This is a genomic window from Sphingomonas sp. (assembly GCF_965200105.1).
In the GTDB taxonomy this organism is placed as follows: Bacteria; Pseudomonadota; Alphaproteobacteria; order Sphingomonadales; family Sphingomonadaceae; genus Solisphingomonas.
Genome location: NZ_CBDATN010000003.1, coordinates 400,456 through 417,206 on the forward strand (window position 1 = coordinate 400,456; position 16,751 = coordinate 417,206).

The window sequence follows — 16,751 nt, forward strand, 5'->3', positions numbered from 1 at the left end:
CTTGCCGCTCGCAATCGCGGGCGAAGCGACTACACCGCAGCTCGTAGCACCGTCGGCGAGTTCATGCCCCGCATCTTTCCGCTCCCCACCCGGCTGCTGCGCTATTCGCTGGCGATAGTCGGCCCGTTCGGATCGGCCGGGGCGCAGTTCGCGCTGAGTTTCGTGCTGCTCCGCCACGTCGCGCCTTCCGCCTTCGGGCGCTTCTCCTTCCTGCTCGTCGCCTCGCAGCTCAGCACCGGCGTGTGGAGCGCGCTGTTCTGCGCGCCGCTGCCGATCCTGCTCGCGGGCGCGGGCGGAGACGCGCGCGCCGAACCGGTACGCTCGGTGCTGACGGTCAGCCTCGTCGGCGCGATCGTCGGCTTCGGCGTCGCGCTGGCGATGGCGCTGGCGCTCGGCGACGGGACGACGGGCGCGCTGCTGTTCGCGGGCTATGCGGCGACCAACCTGCTGCGCTGGCTCGCCCGCGCGCATGCTTACGCCTGCGGGCGGCCGTTCCGCACCACCGCCTCCGACCTCGCCTACGCGCTCGTTCTGCTCGCGGGCACCGCCGTCGTCGCGCTCGCCGGGCCGACATCGGCGGTGCCCGCCTACGCGGCGCTGCTGGCGGGCACGGCGGCGGGGCTGCTGCCGTTCGGACGCACCTACCTCGCCGATCAATTCCTGCGCGCCTCGCCGCGCGTCGCGCGCGCCTACCGCCCGGTGTGGCGCGATCACGCGCGCTGGTCGCTGTTCGGCGTGCTGACGACGGAGGCGACCGCCAACTCGCACGCCTATCTCGTGACGCTCCTGCTCGGGCCCACCGCCTTCGCGCCGGTGGCGGCGAGCCAGCTCGCGATCCGGCCGATCAACGTGGCGGTGAACGCGCTTACCGAGTTCGAGCGCGCGCAGATGGCACGCGAGATCGGCGCCGGCCGCTTCGACGCGGCGCTGGCGGCGGTGCGGCTGTTCCGGTGGGTGCTGGTCGCGACATGGAGCGCGATCGGACTGGGGATCGTCCTGCTGCTCTGGCGCGCGCCGCACGCGCTCTATCCGCGGAGCTACGATCTCCACACCCTGACGATCGCCACCGCGCTGTGGATGGCGGTGGCGATCGTGCGGCTGGCGCGCACGCCTGATAACGCGCTGATGCAGGCGGGCGGTGCCTTCCGCCCGCTGGCGATGGCGAGCGCCTGGTCGTCCGGCGTATCGGTGGCGGCGGTGCTGGCGCTGATCCTGGCGGGCGGCCCGGTGCTCTCGATCCTCGGCATCCTGGGCGGCGAGCTGCTGTTCGCGCTGTTCATCTGGCGGCGCTCGCGTCGCTGGCTAGCGGACGCGCGCGTGACGTCGCCGGACCCGGCCGCCGCCGATGCCGCGACCATCGCGGAGAGCGCGCCCATGCTCCCGATCGGCGCCGACGAGACGATCGGCCGTCCGCCGGACCTGCGCTAAGCCGGCACCATGTCGCGCCCGTCGCGCTCGACGCAGGCGCGCAGAGCCGCCTCCAGCGCACCCGCGCACGCATCCCAGTCATAGTCGATGCGAACGCGGGTGGCAGCCTCGCGCCCACGCCGACGAAGTTCGCCAATATCCTGCGCGGCGAGCCATGCCGCCGTCTCCTCCGCCGGCGTTGCGATGCCGACGACGTGGCCGCCATAGGTCTCGATCTGGTCGCGCGCGCCGGCGAGCTCCATGCATACCGGCAGTGTGGAGCAGGCCATCGCCTCCAGCACGATCAGCGGATAGGAATCGATGCTGGAGAGGTGGACGAGCACGTCGGCGCCACGCAAGTGGCCGAGCAGCTCCTCTTCCGGCACGCGGCCGAGCACCTCCACTTGGCCGTGCAGCCCGTGGCGCTCGATCAGCGCGGCCAGGCGATCATAGATGTCGCGATCGGCGCCGCCCGTGATCCGCGCGTGGAAGGGCACGCCCGCGTCGCGCAGCTTCGCGCAGACCTCGACGACCAGGAAGCTGCCCTTCCCCTCCGATAAGCGGCCCGAGTGGATGAGCTGCAACGCCGCCGGCCGCTCCGCGGGGTCGGGGGCCGCCGCGCCCAGGATCTCGGCGGGCAGGAAGTTGCGAATCAGCGATCGCGGCGGCCGATCGTGGAGCGCGATCTCGCCCTCCTGCGTACGCGAGATCAACGCCAGCCGATCCGCCAGGCTCAACGCATACTCGCTCGCGGCGCGCAGCGCGCGATTGGTCTGCGATCGCCAGTTGGCGCCGAGATGCGGCGTCACCATCACGCGCATCCCCAGCGCCTTGGCGGCGACCAAGTAGGCAAGATCGGGCAGGTTGACATATTGCAGCCAGACGCAGTCGGGCTTCTCGTGACGATAGCGGCGGAGCGCCGTCAGCCCGGCGGCGAAGCGGCGCAGGCCACGCGGCGCGAGATAGGCGGTATTGGTAGGCAGCCGAGTGATCCGCCAATCGGGCGAGCGGCGGAGCAGCGCCAGCCGCGATCGCTCGCAGAACGCCTCGACGCCGCCGGGATGATCGGACGAGCCGCCGAGGATCAGGAGGTGCATCGCGCCGCCCGTCGTGCCCGCCGCCTGCCAGCCCTTCCGCAACGCGGACGCTCGTGCTCGATCACCGTCGTTCCCATCGGTTCGCACACCGCGCCGCCCCCCACACGCGATCCGGCAGGCCCCCGGTCCCGCGCGCTCGTGAGGGAGCATAGATCAGAGCGCAGTCCAAGTCTCGCGTTTCGGAGGGGTCCGCTCGTGCGGCTACGCCCTGGGGCCGGCCGCGTCGCGATGGCAGGCGATATACTGGGCGATGATGTGCATGACGCTCTGGTGCGCGTCCTCGACGATGCCGTAGTTGCGCGCGTCGACGTGGATCGCAACGTCGGCGACTTCCTTCAGGCGCCCGCCGTCGAAGCCGCTCAGACCCACCGTGCCCATGCCGCGATCGCGGGCCTTCTCCACGGCGGCGATGATGTTGGGGCTGTTGCCCGACGACGAGATCGCGATCAGCACGTCGCCCGCGCGCCCGACGATGTCGAGGTGCCGCGCGAAGGCGATGTCGAAGCCGAAATCGTTGGCGAGCGCGGAGTAGAGCGCGCCGTTGGCGGTGAGCGAGGTGGCATCGATGACCGGATGGCCGGAGACGTGCGTGCCCTTCGTCCAGTCGCAGCAGAGATGGTCGGCGATCGCCGCCGACCCGCCGTTGCCAACCGAGAAGACGCGGTGGTCGGCGGCGGCGGCGGCCTCGATCATCTCCGCCGCGCGCGCGAGCGCGCCGCGATCGACGGCGCCGAGCACCTCGCCCAGCCGCACGGCGTACCCGTCGAGATAGGCGCCTATCGAGGAGCGATCGAACAGGTCATTGCGGTGTCGCGGATCAGGAATCGACAATCGGCACCTCATGGAATTCTGCGGCAAGGATGTGCCCAACGGGCGGCGCGAACGCAACCGCGCTGCGCCGCAGCACCTCAGGATCGTGCCGGACTAGGACGCCGGCCGACACGATCGCGCACGTCGCGCAGGTCGGCGAAGCTGAACGGCACGGAGGTCGCCGGCGTCGCGCTCAGCACCCACACGAAAGCGATGGCGAACATCAGGAACACCTCGACGATCACATCGCGCTCGAGCATGCTCGACTCGGTCATGTTGTGGCCGACACAGAAGGCGAGCAGCGCGAGCGTGAGCGCGCCGCGTTGACCTTGGGCTTGGCGGCTGCCGAGCAGGCGAACGAGCGGCCACACCACCACCATAGCGATCACCAGCACCAGCCCGGGCAGGCCGATCTGGACGAGCAGGTCCATGAAGCCGTTGTGCCCGGCGGTCAGGTGCAGCACCCAATCGGTGCCATACTGATAGATCGGGCTGGATGGCCCGATGTTCCAGAAGGACTCGTAGCCTGCGCCCAACAGGCCGTGATCGGCGGAGTAGCGGGCGAGCGTATCCCAGATCTGCGTGCGTCCGGTGAACGCGTGCGGATCGTTCAGCGTCTTGCGCACCGGATCGACGAAGATGTTGACGGCGAGCGATCCCGCGAGCCCGACGATCAGCACCGCCGAGATCACCGCCACGCGGTAGCGCGCGTGATAGCGAAGATAGAGAATGCCGGCGCCCGCCGCGGCCAACCCCATGCCGAGCGACGTCTTGGAGCCCGTCTCGATCAGGAAGCCCAGCGATGCGACCACCACGCCGATGCGCAGCGGCTTGGGGACGGCACGCGCGTCGAACAGGAACATCAGGATTGTCACCGCGCACAGCGCGCCCGCGAAGTTCTTCTGCATCATGATGCCGCGCCAGTCGCCGATCAGCGTCTTGTCGCCGCCCTCGTTGAACTGGTGGATGCCGGTGGCCGGGAAGCCGAACACCGCGATGAAGTTGACCACCAGCGCTACGACCAGCACGACGCGTAACAGGTTCACCGGCTTCTCGAAGCCGAGCTGCCGCACGGCGCCGCAGATCGTCCATGCGATGACGCAGGTCAGCACCAGCCGGCGGAGCGCGACGCCGGGCGCGATCGACCAGGCGAGGCTCAGCCAGCAATAGCCGAGCGCGATCACCAGCGGCAGCGGTGCCGCGAGCAGCCGGCGCGGCGCCTCCAACGGCCGCGACGCCCAGACCACGAGCAGCGCGATCGCGACATAGATGCCCTGGCGGACGGGATTGCCCTCTCCGGTGAAGGGCAAGTCGCTGGTGGTCATCAGCGGCGCCAGGACCACCATGGCCATCATCACCGCCAGCGCGAAGAGCATCGGCCCCTCGCGCGGCGGCGCGGCGAAGGAGCGGGCGGTGGCACGGCCGGGCTGCATCGCGCGGGGAACCTCTCTCGTCGGCGGTGCGCCGGTGATCCGGACTCCGCGCGTGGTTGGTACGACGCGCGTCCCGGTCGATCAACGATCCGCGACACGCGCACCGTCCCGCTTTGCACTCGACATCGCGGGATCGGTCGAGAATGGTGCGACCGACACGCAAAAGGATCGTCGTGCTGCGTCTTCTCGCCGGCCTCTCCGCCCTCGCGCTCGTGGCCACGCCCGCCTGCCACGCCGCCGCGCCCTCGCGCCCGGCACCGGCGCCGCGGGCGGAGCTCAACCTGTCGGGCAACGAGTCGCCGGGCCGCATCCTCGACAAGGAGTATGTGCTGCCGACGGAGCGGACGCTGCGCTACTTCGCGTCGAAGGGCTTCAACATATTCCGCCTGCCGATGAACTGGGATCGGCTCCAACCGACCGCCGGCGGCCCGCTCGACGAGGCCAAGCTCAAGGAGCTGGACGCGCTGCTCGCGCGCGGCGACGCGCTCCACCTCCGCTTCATCCCCGATCTCCACGAATATGGCCGCAAGGACGGCCACGCGCTCGGCTCGAAGGAGCTGCCGACGCAGGCGCTCGCCGCCTTCTGGAAGCCGTTCGCGGCCCGGTACAAGGGCCGCTTCGCGGGCTACGACCTGATGAACGAGCCGCACGACATGCCGAGCCCGCAGGCCTGGCCGACGGCGGCGCAGCAGGCGGTGGACGCGATTCGTGCGGTGGACAGGACGACATCGATCTACGTCGAGGGCGACAACTGGTCGGGCGCGGGGCGCTGGAAGGATTCGAACGGGGCGCTCGCCATCCACGATCCGGCAAAACGGCTGATCTACTCCGCCCACGTCTATTTCGACGCCAACACCAGCGGTCAATATACCGAGAGCTTCGACAAGAACGGCGTCGCGGTGGAGATCGGCGTGCAGCGCATCGCGCCGTTCGTCGCCTGGCTGCGCGAGCATGGCTACAAGGGCCATATCGGCGAGTTCGGCGTACCCAAGAGCGATCCCAAGTGGCTGCCCGTGCTCGATACCTTCCTGAACGCGGTGGCCAAAGACGGGGACGTGCTCACCGGCTGGGCCTACTGGACGGGCGGCGACTGGCTCGACCGCTACGACCTCTCGGTGCAACCGGCGAAGGGCAATAACTGGGTCGATCGCCCGCAGCTCGCCGTTATCACGAAGAAGCGTTGAACTCCGCCGAACCGTAAGGCCCGCGCCGCCGTCGCCCCGACACCGCATCGACGAGTACGCGCGCCGTCACCGCCGCCGCCCGGCCATCCCCCTTCGCCACGTAGCGTACGCCATCGTAGAGGATGCGACCGAGCGCCACGCCTGCGTACCGCCGCTGGTGCTTCCAATAGAAGCGCAGCGTGCCGCGCGCATAGTAATAGAGACTGGTGTCGCTCGGCCGCGATAGGCTGCTGGTGCCGATCGAGCCGCCTTCCTTGTGCCAAACGACAGCGTCGAGGCACACGCCCTGACGCATTCCCGCCGGCAAGCGGCGTGCCCAATCAGGCTCCTCGTAATAGAGGAAATATTCCTCGCTCATGCCACCCGTTGCCTCGATGCAGACGCGGCGGACGAACATCGAGGCGCCCATGACATAGGCCATCTCCGCCTCCACCCGCGCCGCCTGTGGCAGCGCGTCCGCCGCGCCGCCGAAGCCGACATGGCCGGCGAGCGCGCGCGACGGGCGGAGCCATCCCGCCAGCCCCTGCACGGTCGCGGGCGCATGATAGTAGAGCAGCGTCGCGCCGACGATCGCGTGATCGGGATGCGCCGCCATGTGGCCGACGAGCCGCGACAGCGCGTCGGGGCGCACGATCGTGTCGTTGTTGAGCAGCCAGACGAAGCGCGTCGCCGCGCGGCCGAGCGCGAGTCGCATTCCGAGATTACAGGCCCCCGCGAAGCCGAGATTGACGCCCGCCTCGACGAGCGTGACGCGCTCGTCGCCGAGCGTCGCGTCCGGCCCGATTCGGCGGAAGGTAGGTGCCGTCCGCCGCGTGGCGGGCAGCGCCGCCCACGCCAGCGCATCCGGTCTCTCGGGCGCGGGCGCCGCCGCCCACGCTGCGATCGCGTCCGCCGATCCGTCGGCCGAGCCGTTGTCGACGATCACGACCGCGAACTTCTCGTCGTCGAGCCGCAGCAGTGATTCGAGACATTCGACGGTGTCGCGCCAGCCGTTCCAGTTAACGAGGACGATGATCGTCGACGCCATGCTCAGCGCTCCGCGATCAGCTCGACGAAAGCGCCGCCGATGCGCTCCCACGACAGATGATCGACCAGCGCGGCGCGCGCCTCGCGCCCCATCCGCCGCCGCTCGTCCACGGGCAACGCGGCAAAGGCGCGTAGCGCGTCGGCGATCGCCGCCACCGTCGGCGGACGCGCGATCGGCACCGTCGGCATGCCGGCGCGAACCAACTCGGCGATGCCGCCCGCCTCCGTCGCCACCACCACCCGCTCGGAGAAGGCGGCGAGCACCGCCACCGCCGACTGCGAGTTGAAATCCTCGTAAGGGAGCAGCATCGCGTCGCTCTCCGCCAGCAGCTCGCGCAACCGCTCCTCTGGCACGAAGCCGATCTCGGTGCGGATCACGTCCTCCAGCCCCGCCAGCGCCGCCTCGCACTCGCGCCAGTAGCCGGGATCCTCGGCGTGAGGCGCGCCCGCGATGACCATGCGGACGCCGGGTAGCTCTTCCGTCACCAGGCGCATGGCGTCGATCGATTCGAGGATGCGCTTGTTGCGCCGGAGCATCCCGAAGACGAGCACCGTCCCATTGCCCGGCATCTCGCCCGGAACGCCGTCGTCGAACGCGCCGAGCGGGATGACGGTGCTGCGCACGCTACGCCCGTACACCTCCGCCAGCTCCTCGCGCAGCGTCTCCGTCATCGAGACGATCCGGTGCGGCAACCGATAGGAGAGCCTGAGCAGCGCCTCCTCCACCCGCCGCAGCCGGCGGGGCAGCGCGTAGGCGTGCGGCGTCGCGTCGTGGACGACGAAGGTAAGCCGGCCGCCCAGCAGCCGAATCCACAGCATCTGCGCGACGAGCACGGGCAGCCAGTCGAACATGGTGACGAGGATCTCGCGCGATCGCCGCCGCCCGCCGAACAGCGCCGGGAAGGTCGATCCGATCCGCCACGCGGTGCGCGCCACCTTGACCGGCAGCGGCGCGAGCCCGCCCTTGCCCGCGATTAGGACGTGGCGCGAGAGGGTGGCGCCGGCGGGCTCGCGCTCCTCGGGCACCAGGCGCGGCGCGATCAGGTGGACGTCCGCGCCCGCGTCGGCCAGCGCCTGCGCGAGCGAGGCGACGTACCAGCCCGCCCCGCCGCGCGACGCGGGCGAGTAGAGGGTCAGGCGCACTCCCCCGTCCGGCCGTCGCTTGCGCATGGGCAAGTGCTAGCCAAAGCCGTATTGCGGCGCAACGAAGCGCGGACGGCACGGGGGCAGGATGGACGTCAAGCGATCGCTCGCCTGGCTCGGCGCGGCACAGTTGCTGTCCTTCACGCTGCAATTCGCGGCGTCGGTGGTGCTCGCCCGCCATCTCTCGTTGCGCGAGGCCGGAATCTACGCCGCCGCGCTGGCGGTGGCGGGGGTGCTGGCGCTGATCCAGACGCTGGGCCTGCAGGCGCTGATCGTGCGCGAGGAGGAGCTGACCGACGAGGTCTCCGCCACCGCCTTCACCGTCAACGCGCTGATCTCGCTGCTGCTCGCCGCAGCACTCCTCGCGATCAGCGCGGCGGGCGGGCGCTGGCTCGGCGATCCCGGCGTCGGACGCGTGCTGCGCGCGGTCGCCGTGGTGCCGCTGTTCGCGATCTTCGCCTTCCTGCCCTCCGCCATCCTCGAGCGGCACGGCCGCTTCCGCGAGATCGCGGTGGCGACGACGGCGGGCAGCGTCGCGGGGGCGGTGGCGACGATGTGGCTCGTCACTCAAGGTTTCGGCTATATGAGCGCCGCCTACGCGCAGTGGGCGACCGGCCTCGTCGCGGCCATCGCCATCAACTTGCTGGGCTTCCGCCACGCCAGCCTGCGGGTCGGCTTCAGCGCGTGGCGTCGCGTCGCGGAGTTCGGCTTCCAGATGCTGGCGGTGACGGGGATCAACCAAGCCTCGACGCGGCTGTCCGAACTGGTGCTGGCGCGGTTCCTCGGCTTGCCCGCGCTCGGCCTGTTTAGCCGGGCGAGCAGCCTGAACGGGCTGCTGTGGACCAACATCCACCTGCTCGTCGGGCGCGTGATGCTCGTCGATTTCGCCGGCCTGCATCGCGGCGGCGCGTCGTTGCGGCCGCGCTACCTTCAGACCGTCGAGATCGTGACGGCGCTGCTGTGGCCCGTGTTCGCGGGGCTGGCGGTGCTGGCGCCACCCTTCGTGCAGATGATCTACGGGCCGCGCTGGGTGCCCGCCGCGGCGCCGCTGGCGCTGCTCGCGCTCTCCTCGTTGGTGCAGGTGGCGATCACCATGACGTGGGAGCTGTTCGCCGCCACCGGCGAGTTGCGCGCGCAGACGCGGATCGAGTTCATACGCAGTCTGCTGGCGCTCGCCGCCTTCGTGGGCGGCTGCCTCGTCAGCCTGGAGGCGGCCGCGGCGGCGCGGGTGGCGGACGCGCTCTTCGCGCTCGCGCTCTACCGCCCGCACCTCGATCGCATGACCGGCACGCGCACCGCGGATTTCTGGCCGATCTACGCGCGGAGCGCGCTGCTGACGCTCGTCGCGTGCGCGCCGGCGGCGGCGCTGATGGTGTGGCGCGGCTGGTCGGCGGCGACGCCGCTGCCGCTCGTCCTCGCGTCGGTGGCGGCGGGCGGCGGGCTGTGGGTGGCCGCGCTCATGGCGACGCGGCACCCGCTGATCGCCGAACTCCGGGTCCGCCGCCGGCGCGCGTGACGCTCAGACGTCGAAGGGGACGCGGAAGCCGGCGAGCGAGGCGGCGGAAGGATCGGGCCGCTGCGTCTCCACTGCCGAATCGGGCGGCGGCGCCTGATCGGTGACGGAGCGCAGGCGGAGCGCGATCAGCATGGCGAGGAACGCCGATCCCGGCTCCAGCATCACGGTGGGGCTGAGGATGCAGTAGACGCCGCACAGGATCGCGTTCAGCCGCAGCGCGGCCGTCTCGCCCGTCCGCCGGTGGCGGATCTCGGAGACGATGCAGAAATACACTACGAGCACGAACGCGATCAGCCCCGGCAGCCCGAACAGCAGGAACGGACCGAGCACGCCCAGGTCGGTCGGGTAGAGCGGCTTGTACTTCTCTGTCCGCAGGAAGTGCTGCATCGCGTCGAAATCACCCGCCAGGCCGATGCCGCCAAGCCAATGCTGGCGGATCGTCTCGACGGCGGTGCGATACTCCAGTGCGCGCGCGTAGGCCGAATCGTCCCAGCTCATTGCGTTGAAGGGGTTCCAGCCCTCCTGGTACAGGCCGAACAGCAACAGCCCGGCGACCGCCATTACCGCCAGGAACATCACCCACCGCGTGAAGCCGTTGATCGCCCGCAGCAGCGCCAGCCCCGCCACCAGCGCGTAGAGGATCTGGAACGTACGCGAGCCGCTGATCCAGATCGCCGCGGTGCTGAGGGCGAACAACGCGATCCGGATCACGAGGTTCTGGGTGCGCGCGCGGAGCGCGTAGAAGCCGATGAAGGACGCGAAGGGCAGCGCCAGGAACAGCCGCGTGCTGCGCGTCGCGTTGCCGGTCAGCACGCCCAGACCGACGCCCGACGCGGACGCCAGGATCTGATCGTGCCCGACGACGTAGATCAGCAGGTACACCGTCGTGACGCCGACCAGGATCTGCACCAGAGACCGGAACGTGTTCTCGTACAGGGCAAAAGGTACGAACAGCACGATGGTGAGATAGGAGAAGACGATGTTGTAGTTGGGCCGCGCGCCCGACACGTAGGAGAAGTAGGCGACCGAGAAGAGCATGTAGCCGATCAGCGCGCCGCCGAGCAGCAGCACGCTCCAGCGATCCTCCATTGCGGCGCGATAGCCATACCAGGCGAGCACCGCCGCCTCGCCGCCGATCGCGACGCGGTTGATGCCCGGCACCAGCACGTCGAAGAAGGTCGCCGCTTGCACGACGAGGCAGGAACATAGCAGGATCGCGAGGAGCGCCGGGAACGTTCCGCCGCGCGATCGCTGATCGGCCTTCATCCTGCTCATCGGCCTCTCTCCCCGCTCGCGCCGGCGGAGGCCAGCCGTCCGATCGCTGAACGCCCCGGTCCCACCCGCGCTCTCATCGCCCGGAACAGGCGGTGTCGGCAAGCCTAGTCGCGGCCGTCCGGCGCCCGCGATCGGGTCTGCGGGTGCGGCCGCGTCACCAGCCTGACGAGGAGCAGGCAGGGTTCGATCAGGTAGCGGTAGCTCAGCCGGCGCGGCGACAGCGCGAGCCGGTACACCCATTCCAGCCCCACCTGCCCCAGCCAGCGTGGCGAGACGCGCTGCGCGCCCGCCTGATAGTCGAGATAGGCGCCGGCCGAGAGGAAGACGCGTGTGCCGACGCGATGCTGCGTGCGCTCGATCCACTCTTCCTGCCGCGGCATCCCCATGCCGACGATCACGACATCGTGGGATCGCTCGTTCAGCCACGCGACGATCTCGGACTGGGCGGAGCCCGGCGCATCGTCGTGGATGTCGAAATAGCCGTCGCGGCCGTCGATATCCAAAGCAGGGTAGCGTTCGCGCAGCACGACCAAGCCCTTGCGCAGCGTCTCCGGCGTCGCGCCGACGAAGCCGAAGCGCCAGCCCGCCGCCGCGCCGCGCCGGAACATGGTGTCGTAGAAGTCGAGCGACGTCGTCCGCTTGGCGCGCGGCAGCCGGTGGCCGGCGAGCTTCGCCGCGAACAGCATCGGCATGCTGTCGATCATCACCTTGGCGTCGGGCTGCTCGAGCAGGCGGCTCATCGGCGGGTTGTCGAACATCGTCGCCATGGCGTGCGCGTTCACGTTGGCCATGATGAGCCGCCGCCCACTCGCGACCGCTTCGGCGATCTCGCCGACCACCTCGTCTCCGGTCATTGGATGAAGGCGGTAGCCGAGCAGGCGGATCTCGCCGGACCTCCTAGACGCATCGGCGAAGGGCGGGAGCGTCGGCGAGGCCATCAGCCGCGGCTCGCCCGACGCGTGGCACGGGTCCGCGCGCGGCGACAAGGCGACAGGCATCGTTTCGGTCTTGCCAGCCTCGCCATCGCCCCCACCCGTCCGTTCGCACTCGCAACGCCGGTGGCGTCGAGGCGCCGACGCGCCCCTCTAGCCGCAGGTGCCTAGACGTCCTTGGAGGATGACGTCCTTTTCGGATCAATCACCTTGGTTCGTCACAGGAGAGGCGGGCACGGGCGAGCGGCCCGCGAACGCGATCTTGCGAAGAACGTTGAACAGGCGGCCGAGCTGATTGTCGACCGACCAGGGCAGGATCTTCCCGTGAATCTGTCCCGGATTGGCACGCCCCTCGACGATGTCCGCCCACTGATCGAGGACGACGCCGAGCACCGCCGCTTCGCAAGTACCGGGATCGTCCACCCGATCCACCATCCGTCCGCTGACGCCGTGCTCGACCACCTGGTCATATTGCGGAAGACGCAGTCCCGCGAACGGCCGCCCGCTGGCGAGCAGTTCGAGCAGGAAGCAGGGCATCCCCTCCCAGTGCGAGACGAGAATGCCGATGTGCGCCTCGCGCATCACGGCGGCGACGCCGTCGGACGTGAGCGGGCCGTGGCGCACCGTGTAAGGTTCGATCGCGGCGAACTCGGCGAAGCGGTGCGGATCGGCGCTGCCGCAGAAATGAAACTCGACGGCGCCGTTCAGCGCCTCGTGCACGCGCCGCACGACGCGGAACATGAGCCGCGGATCCTTGAACTCGTCGAGGCGCCCGGCGTAGACGAGCTTGAGCTTGCCCGACGAAAGATCGAATGGCGTCGGCTTGAACACGGCGGTGTCGACCGCGACCGTCAGCACCTCGATATCGTCGGCGCGGCGCGGGAAGCGCGTGGCCAGGCGATCGCGGATGCGCCGGGTGACGCCGAACACGTGCGCGGCGAGGTTCACCGCGATCCACTCCGCCGCGCTGTTGACGTACCAGTGGCGCGACAGGATCGAATCCATCTTGTCGGTGCGCGGATCGCCCTCGTTGTGCGCCACGAGCACGAACGGGCAGCCAAGCGCGCGCGCGATCGGCGCATATTCGAAGCGCTCGATCTCGGCGGCGATCGGCCCTCCGCCGACCAGTCCGCGCAGCCTCGGCAGCCAGCGCAGCAGCGCCATCGCGAAGCGGAACGTCAGCGACTGCGCGACGGACGAGGCGGCGTCGGTCTGTTCCGCGCTGGGCACGTGCAGCACCGGCACGAAATCGAACTCGCGGCCTGCGAAGGTGATCGCGTGCATCCGTCCGAGCTCGAGATCGCCGAAGTCGTCGACTCCGATGATGAGCGCGCGCATGTCCGGCGGATGGCGGCGGAGCAGCTGTCGGACGTGCGTCTCGATCCCACCCACCTTCGGCCCGCGGGGATCGAAGCCGTGGATGCAGACCAGGCGCATCGGCGATGCTCCCTTCGTGTAGCGCAGCGGCACAATCTCTCGCGTGGGTTCCCAGACGGCACGGTGTTGGCGCGCGTCCCCGCGAAGCGCAACCTCGTTTCACGAGAACACGGGAATATTGCGACACGCGACGGTTCTCAGGCACGCGGGTGCGTCCCGGCGCGGGAAGCCCGCATTCGCAGGGTGGCTTGTCGCAGCGCAACACGATCGGCTATCGCCCGCGCCATCGGACCGGGCGGACCACCGCCGGACCGCGGAGGAGCGCGCACGATGGACCGAGGCGATCCGCGCGGCGCGACACGGCCCTTCGCAGCCGTACGGTCCACCGCGCTTCCGTCGCTCGATGGCGGCCGTTTCGTCGCTGCCGCGCTGGTGATGCTGTTCCATTACAGCTTCATGGTGGCCAAGTTCACGGGCGGGCAGCCGCTCGCGATGACGCTGCGCGGCGGCCACGCCGGCGTCGAGTATTTCTTCGTGCTGTCGGGCTTCATCATCTTCCACGTCCATCGCCGCGACGTTGGACGACCCGGCCGCGTGCATGCTTTCGCCGAGAAGCGCGCGATCCGCGTCCTGCCCATGCTGTGGCTGATCCTCGCCGCCTGGGGAACGCTGCGCGCGCTGGCGCCCGGTGCCACGACCAACGGCGATACCGGTTTCGGCACGCTCGCGCTCGACATGCTGCTGATACCTCATAGCGGTCCGATGGTGCTGGGAGTCACCTGGACGCTGATCCGCGAGGCGATCTTCTACGCTCTGTTCGCGACGCTGATCGTCGACCGACGGCTGGGCGTCGCGGTGCTGGCGGGCTGGCAGGTGGCCGTCGCGGCGAGGGCGGCGCTGGGCACCGCCCTGCCGCCGTTCGGCGACGCGCTGCTCGACGTCCACAATCTCGGCTTCGGAATCGGCATGCTGATCGCCGCCGCGCCGCCGCTCCGTCCGCTCGGCCTCACGCGCGCGGCGGCGATCGTGGGGGCGGCGCTGTTCGCGGGCCTGCTCGCGCTGGAGTGGCGGATCGGCGGACCGCTCGATCCCGACCTGCTGCCGCTCGGCCCGTGGCGGGGGCCGCTGCTGTACACGGGCGCGGCGGCGCTGCTGCTGCTCGGCCTCGCCTCGATGGATCGCCTGCGACCGCGACTGGAGACCGCCATGGTCCGCGATCTCGCCGGCGCGTCCTACCTCCTCTACCTCACGCACGGGCCGACCGGATCGCTGGCGATCCGCCTCCTCCAGCGCCTGCCAGCCCTGCCGCCCACGGCGCTGCTCGTCCTCCTGTCGATCGTGGCGGTGGCGGCGGCGCTCCTGCTCCACCTCGTTGTCGAGCGGCCGCTGCTCGCCTGGTTGCGGGCCGCCACGCGCCCGGCATCGGTCCCCGCCCATGTCTGACATCACCGCGATCGACGCCGCGCCGACGCGCGCGCGGCCCGCCACCGGTCGTCGCTTCCGTGCGGACATCAACGCCTTGCGCGCCATCGCCGCGATGTCCGTGGTGCTCTTCCACTTCGGCGTCGGCGGCTTCGGCGGCGGCTTCGTCGGGGTCGACATCTTCCTGGTGATCTCGGGCCTGTTGATGACGCAGATCGTCGAGCGCGGCATCGAGGCGGGCCGCTTCTCGATCGTAGGCTTCTACGCTGCGCGCACGCGGCGGATCGTGCCGGCGCTGGTGGCGCTCTCGGTGCTGCTGCTCGCGGTCGCGCTGGCGATCCTGGATCCGATCACCGCCAAGGCGGCCTGCCAGTCCGCGCTCGCCTCGCTGCTGTTCGTCTCCAACATGCTTTACGCGACGCAGTCCGGCTATTTCGCGCAAGGGGCGGAGACCAATTGGCTGCTCCACACCTGGACCCTGTCCGTCGAGTGGCAGTTCTACCTCCTCTACCCCGTCCTCCTCGTCGTCGCCTCGCGGTGGCGGTGGCTGTGGCGCCGGCGCGCGGCGGCGGCCGGGGTCGCCTGCCTCGTGGCGCTCGCCGTCACCTGCTGGGTGTCGGCGCGCTCGCTCAGCTACCAACAATACGCCTTCTTCCTGTTTCCGACGCGCGCGTGGGAGATGCTGGCGGGCGGCTGGCTGGCCTTCGCAGGCGCCCGCGTGGCCGGCCGCATCGCGCCGCGCGCGCTGCTAGGTCTGGGCTCCGCCGCCGTAGCAGCGAGCATCTTCCTGTTCGACGGTGCGCTGCCCTGGCCCTCCATGTGGGTGGCAGTGCCCGTGGCGGGCACGACGGCGATCCTGGCGGCGGGCCTCGCCGACGCACGCTGGACCCGGCTGCCGGCGCTGCAGCCGCTCGGCACCTGGTCCTACTCGATCTACCTGTGGCACTGGCCGCTCGTCGTCGCGCTCAGCTACTGGGGGATCGAGCGTAGCGCGCCGGTGATCGCGGGCGGTGTGGCGGCGAGCGTGCTGCTCGGCTTCCTCTCCTACCGGTTCGCGGAGACGGGACTGCGGCGCGCCTTTTTCGGCGAGGGCGACGGCACGCGGCGCCAATGGGCGGCGTTCGGCGCCGTCTTCGCGATCGTCGTGGCGGTCGCCGCGATCGGCATCAAGACCAACGGGCTGGAGACGCTCCGCGCCCGGCACCTGCCGGCCGACGTGCGCGCCCGCCTCGCCGATTATCGCGCCGCGCCGGGCGACTGGCTCGGCATGGCACCGTGCGAAGGCGGCGTGCGCTTCGCCACCGGCCGACGCTGCACGATCGGCCGGGGGCATGCCACGCGCGTGGCGATCGTCGGCGACTCGCACGCCGAGCAGATGCTCCCGCGCCTCGCCCGCCTGGCGGAGACGAGCAGGCTGGAGATCACGCTTTACCGCCAGCAGGGCTGCCCGCCCCTACCCGATCTCGACTGGACCTCGTCGCGCGACCAGTGCCGCCGCTTCGCTAACGCCGCGTTCGACGCCGTGGAACGCGAACACTTCCCGCGCGTGATGATCCTCGCCGCCTGGGCGCTCTACTTCGACGCGCCGGGCGGCGCGTCTCCGGGCGCGCTCTGCCGCATCGGCTGGAGCGGCTGCCGTGCCCTGCCTCAAGGCGAGACGGACGCGGCGACGGAGCGTGCCTTCGATGATTTCGCCGAGCGGCTCCGCCGGCTTCGCGGGGGCGGCGCGGCGGTGACGATCGTGCTGCCCGACGCCACGCCCGACCATGTCTCGCCCGCGCTCCTCTACCGCCGCACCTTCCAGTCGGCGTCGGCAGTGGCGGAGCCGCCGGTCTCGCGCGAGGAGTTCGTACGCCGTACCGCGTGGGTGCGCTCGCGCCTGATCGCGGCGGCGCAGCTGAGCGGCGCGGAGGTGCTCGATCCGCTCGCTTTCCGCTGTCCCGGCGGGCGCTGCCCGGTGTTCGCCGGGCGCGCCTACATCTACAAGGACACGCACCACCTGCGCGCCTCCGTCGTGACGCGGCCCGAGTTCGGCTATCTCGACGCCGCCCTCGCCGGCACGGCGCCGAGCACGATAGGACGCGCCGCCGCGCCCGTGCTAGGAACGGACGCGCACTGATGCCGGAGGC

The 16,751-nt window shown here is 70.5% G+C and carries 13 protein-coding genes; 5 read left to right on the forward strand and 8 right to left on the reverse strand.

Annotated features, from left to right (window positions below; translation table 11 throughout):
* Positions 1 to 63 precede the first annotated feature (63 nt).
* A complete protein-coding gene (locus ACOFKX_RS14755; RefSeq protein WP_419827833.1) occupies positions 64 to 1,428 on the forward strand; it encodes a hypothetical protein in 1,365 nt (454 codons plus the stop codon).
* On the opposite strand, the gene ACOFKX_RS14760 is transcribed toward ACOFKX_RS14755, so the two are convergent.
* The 3 genes from ACOFKX_RS14760 to ACOFKX_RS14770 all read right to left on the reverse strand — a co-directional run bounded on the left by ACOFKX_RS14760 (position 1,425) and on the right by ACOFKX_RS14770 (position 4,747).
* Positions 1,425 to 2,546 carry a glycosyltransferase family 4 protein gene (locus ACOFKX_RS14760; RefSeq protein ID WP_419827834.1) on the reverse strand — a complete coding sequence of 374 codons (1,122 nt, stop codon included), beginning with the start codon at positions 2,544 to 2,546 and terminating at the stop codon, positions 1,425 to 1,427. The two genes, ACOFKX_RS14755 and ACOFKX_RS14760, sit on opposite strands and share 4 nt — an antisense overlap.
* A 159-nt stretch (positions 2,547 to 2,705) precedes the next feature.
* Positions 2,706 to 3,335, reverse strand: a complete 630-nt coding sequence (locus ACOFKX_RS14765) for a D-sedoheptulose-7-phosphate isomerase (RefSeq protein WP_419827835.1) — start codon at positions 3,333 to 3,335, stop codon at positions 2,706 to 2,708.
* Positions 3,336 to 3,412: 77 nt separating this feature from the next.
* Positions 3,413 to 4,747: an O-antigen ligase family protein gene (locus ACOFKX_RS14770; RefSeq protein WP_419827836.1), complete on the reverse strand. Its 1,335-nt coding sequence runs from the start codon at positions 4,745 to 4,747 to the stop codon at positions 3,413 to 3,415.
* A gap of 173 nt (positions 4,748 to 4,920) precedes the next feature.
* Between ACOFKX_RS14770 and ACOFKX_RS14775 the strand changes: the two genes are divergently transcribed.
* Positions 4,921 to 5,931, forward strand: a complete 1,011-nt coding sequence (locus ACOFKX_RS14775; protein WP_419827837.1) for a glycoside hydrolase family 5 protein — start codon at positions 4,921 to 4,923, stop codon at positions 5,929 to 5,931.
* Here ACOFKX_RS14775 and ACOFKX_RS14780 read toward each other — a convergent pair.
* The gene (locus tag ACOFKX_RS14780) at positions 5,915 to 6,958 is read right to left on the reverse strand and encodes a glycosyltransferase family 2 protein (RefSeq protein WP_419827838.1); all 1,044 of its coding nucleotides are present in this window, start codon (positions 6,956 to 6,958) and stop codon (positions 5,915 to 5,917) included. The two genes, ACOFKX_RS14775 and ACOFKX_RS14780, sit on opposite strands and share 17 nt — an antisense overlap.
* Positions 6,959 to 6,960: 2 nt before the next feature.
* Positions 6,961 to 8,127: a glycosyltransferase family 4 protein gene (locus tag ACOFKX_RS14785; protein WP_419827839.1), complete on the reverse strand. Its 1,167-nt coding sequence runs from the start codon at positions 8,125 to 8,127 to the stop codon at positions 6,961 to 6,963.
* A gap of 61 nt (positions 8,128 to 8,188) precedes the next feature.
* Between ACOFKX_RS14785 and ACOFKX_RS14790 the strand changes: the two genes are divergently transcribed.
* Positions 8,189 to 9,616 carry an oligosaccharide flippase family protein gene (locus ACOFKX_RS14790; RefSeq protein ID WP_419827840.1) on the forward strand — a complete coding sequence of 476 codons (1,428 nt, stop codon included), beginning with the start codon at positions 8,189 to 8,191 and terminating at the stop codon, positions 9,614 to 9,616.
* A 3-nt stretch (positions 9,617 to 9,619) separates the two neighbouring features.
* Here the strand turns inward: ACOFKX_RS14790 and ACOFKX_RS14795 are convergent, their stop codons facing one another.
* The 3 genes from ACOFKX_RS14795 to ACOFKX_RS14805 all read right to left on the reverse strand — a co-directional run bounded on the left by ACOFKX_RS14795 (position 9,620) and on the right by ACOFKX_RS14805 (position 13,260).
* Complete coding sequence (locus ACOFKX_RS14795; RefSeq protein WP_419827841.1) at positions 9,620 to 10,891, reverse strand: O-antigen ligase family protein; 1,272 nt, start codon at positions 10,889 to 10,891, stop codon at positions 9,620 to 9,622.
* Positions 10,892 to 10,995: 104 nt separating this feature from the next.
* Complete coding sequence (locus ACOFKX_RS14800; protein ID WP_419827842.1) at positions 10,996 to 11,889, reverse strand: WecB/TagA/CpsF family glycosyltransferase; 894 nt, start codon at positions 11,887 to 11,889, stop codon at positions 10,996 to 10,998.
* A 135-nt stretch (positions 11,890 to 12,024) separates the two neighbouring features.
* Positions 12,025 to 13,260 (reverse strand): glycosyltransferase family 4 protein, encoded by a 1,236-nt coding sequence (locus tag ACOFKX_RS14805; RefSeq protein WP_419827843.1) that lies wholly within the window; start codon positions 13,258 to 13,260, stop codon positions 12,025 to 12,027.
* Positions 13,261 to 13,530: 270 nt separating this feature from the next.
* Between ACOFKX_RS14805 and ACOFKX_RS14810 the strand changes: the two genes are divergently transcribed.
* Together ACOFKX_RS14810 and ACOFKX_RS14815 are read left to right on the forward strand one after the other, a co-directional pair.
* The gene (locus tag ACOFKX_RS14810) at positions 13,531 to 14,643 is read left to right on the forward strand and encodes an acyltransferase family protein (protein WP_419827844.1); all 1,113 of its coding nucleotides are present in this window, start codon (positions 13,531 to 13,533) and stop codon (positions 14,641 to 14,643) included.
* A complete protein-coding gene (locus ACOFKX_RS14815) occupies positions 14,636 to 16,741 on the forward strand; it encodes an acyltransferase family protein (RefSeq protein ID WP_419827845.1) in 2,106 nt (701 codons plus the stop codon). The genes ACOFKX_RS14810 and ACOFKX_RS14815 overlap by 8 nt, the downstream gene beginning before the upstream one ends.
* The last annotated feature ends 10 nt before the right edge of the window (positions 16,742 to 16,751 follow it).

Excerpts from the sequence above, each read along its gene's own strand:
- ACOFKX_RS14780 (WP_419827838.1), bottom strand. The coding sequence starts at position 6,958 with ATGGCGTCGACGATCATCGTCCTCGTTAACTGGAACGGCTGGCGCGAC.
- ACOFKX_RS14795 (WP_419827841.1), bottom strand. The coding sequence starts at position 10,891 with ATGAGCAGGATGAAGGCCGATCAGCGATCGCGCGGCGGAACGTTCCCG.
- ACOFKX_RS14810 (WP_419827844.1), top strand. The coding sequence starts at position 13,531 with ATGGACCGAGGCGATCCGCGCGGCGCGACACGGCCCTTCGCAGCCGTA.
- ACOFKX_RS14790 (WP_419827840.1), top strand. The coding sequence starts at position 8,189 with ATGGACGTCAAGCGATCGCTCGCCTGGCTCGGCGCGGCACAGTTGCTG.
- ACOFKX_RS14755 (WP_419827833.1), top strand. The coding sequence starts at position 64 with ATGCCCCGCATCTTTCCGCTCCCCACCCGGCTGCTGCGCTATTCGCTG.
- ACOFKX_RS14800 (WP_419827842.1), bottom strand. The coding sequence starts at position 11,889 with ATGCCTGTCGCCTTGTCGCCGCGCGCGGACCCGTGCCACGCGTCGGGC.
- ACOFKX_RS14815 (WP_419827845.1), top strand. The coding sequence starts at position 14,636 with ATGTCTGACATCACCGCGATCGACGCCGCGCCGACGCGCGCGCGGCCC.
- ACOFKX_RS14785 (WP_419827839.1), bottom strand. The coding sequence starts at position 8,127 with ATGCGCAAGCGACGGCCGGACGGGGGAGTGCGCCTGACCCTCTACTCG.
- ACOFKX_RS14770 (WP_419827836.1), bottom strand. The coding sequence starts at position 4,747 with ATGCAGCCCGGCCGTGCCACCGCCCGCTCCTTCGCCGCGCCGCCGCGC.
- ACOFKX_RS14805 (WP_419827843.1), bottom strand. The coding sequence starts at position 13,260 with ATGCGCCTGGTCTGCATCCACGGCTTCGATCCCCGCGGGCCGAAGGTG.